Source organism: Spirillospora albida (genome assembly GCF_000718255.1).
Classification (GTDB): domain Bacteria; phylum Actinomycetota; class Actinomycetes; order Streptosporangiales; family Streptosporangiaceae; genus Spirillospora; species Spirillospora albida.
The window spans coordinates 1-573 of the sequence record NZ_JOFJ01000068.1 but is presented as its reverse complement, the minus strand read 5'-3'; the positions used below and the strand labels follow the sequence as shown (position 1 = coordinate 573).

1 pseudogene is annotated in these 573 nt (G+C 71.9%); it reads right to left on the bottom strand.

From position 1 onward, the window contains the following. Positions 1-573: pseudogene (locus tag IE99_RS32555) on the bottom strand (IS982 family transposase); the annotation flags it as partial.

Below are 573 nucleotides of genomic sequence, written 5' to 3'. Positions count from 1 at the left end.
GATCGCTTGACCGGGGCGTCGATGAGCCAGTTGTGCCAGATGGCGGCGTTGAGTGCGCAGATGCGCTGGCACAGGCGTGTCCACAGGCCTTCGGTGGTGCGTGCGGCGTCCCTTGTCGCACACGATCGGGCACGGCCCGGGGGCGGGCGGCTGGACGTGCAGCAGGTGCACCGCCTGCAGCCGTTCGTCGAGCTCTTTGGGGTGGGCCAGGCTGAAGGCGCACACCGCGCCCTCGGCGGTGGTGATCAGCATCAGCTTGGCGCCCCAGTAGAAGGCGTGGTGCGATTTGTCCATGCCGTAGCCGGCGATCTCGCCGAGCGCGGAACGGTCCACGGTGGTGCGCGAGGCGCCGCAGCGCAGCGGGGTGCCGTCCATCAACCGCAGCCGGTCGTGCCAGGAGGGGGCCTGCCGGGCCAGCCACATCGACGCCGCGAACAGGGCCGGGGCCGCATCGCGCAGGTGCCGGTTGTATTCGGACTGGCCGGGCAGGCGCGGGAACAGGTGCCCGATCCGGGCCGGCGCCGCCCGCAGCCACCGACGCTCGGAATCACACCCCAGCAGCACCTGGGCGAC